At 33.7% G+C, this 1,015-nt stretch carries 2 protein-coding genes; both read right to left on the reverse strand.

What is annotated here, in order from left to right; all coding sequences use genetic code 11:
* Nucleotides 1-60: 60 nt before the first annotated feature.
* Nucleotides 61-609 carry a hypothetical protein gene (locus tag Ctaglu_RS24760; RefSeq protein WP_125006723.1) on the reverse strand — a complete coding sequence of 183 codons (549 nt, stop codon included), beginning with the start codon at nucleotides 607-609 and terminating at the stop codon, nucleotides 61-63.
* A gap of 22 nt (nucleotides 610-631) precedes the next feature.
* A partial coding sequence (locus Ctaglu_RS24765) for an SH3 domain-containing protein (protein ID WP_148097613.1) occupies nucleotides 632-1,015 on the reverse strand: 384 nt, incomplete at its 5' end.

Consider the following 1,015-nt stretch of genomic DNA (forward strand, 5'->3'; position numbering starts at 1 on the left):
TATATATAAATTAACAAAAAATAAAAAAGACCCCAAGGAGATTAGTCCCTGAGGTTTGAATTATTGTGCTGCTACTTGTACAGCCCCTTGTATGGTTGCTATGGTCTGTTTAAGTTGTGTATTTTCTGCTTGTAATTGACTTGCCTGGACTTGGAATTGTTGCAATTGTGATTGTTTTTCTGTCTCTGTCAAGTCTTTATGGCCAAGAGCTAAGCATTCAGCTTCTATAACTCCATTTATTACTGTTTCCACATCTGCTGTGACTTCTATATTTAATAATTTTAATGCTGCAGCTATAGTTTCTTTAGATTTTGTATTTCTTTCATTTTTGCCTAATTTACTTTTTATATATAATTGTTCCGCTTGATGCACACCAATTATTGCATATTTTTCTGCTAAATTTAAAATATCTACAGTTGGATTGCCAGGTAAAAGTTTATCCGCTGCATTAATAATTGCTTGGCCTCCACCAAGCACTATCTCTGCCTTTTCAAGCACCTCATCTATTTTTACACCTTTCTTTTTTAGTAATGGTAATAAAAATAATGTTGCAGCTCCTATCCCAAACGCTACCGCTAATATTGTACCTACATTTAATAAATTTTGCATTAATATTCCTCCTAAAATTTTATTATTTTATAAATTCTGCACTTACATATCCACCATGATTACCAAAAAAAATATCATACCATCCATTTTTTTCGGATGCCATAGTAACCTTGGTACCATTCTCTAGCATACCTATTGAACTATAACCAACGCCAGGACCACTGCGTACATTTAAACTTGTCGCCTTAACTACACCAGTTTTTGGAAAGGCTGAAACTTTAGGTGTAACTATTGAAGGCTTTGTTGATAGTTGTCCTATAATAGCTTCTACGATAGCTTTAGCAATAGCTTTATACCCTACGCTTAAGTAATGGTTAGCATCTGCCGTATCAATGAAGCATACCTCTATCAACATAGATTTTGCTTTAGTTCTTCTGACTACATAAAGACCTTTACCATCTTTTAT

Origin of the sequence: Clostridium tagluense, assembly GCF_003865095.1 — a bacterium.
GTDB lineage: Bacteria > Bacillota > Clostridia > Clostridiales > Clostridiaceae > Clostridium_AD > Clostridium_AD tagluense.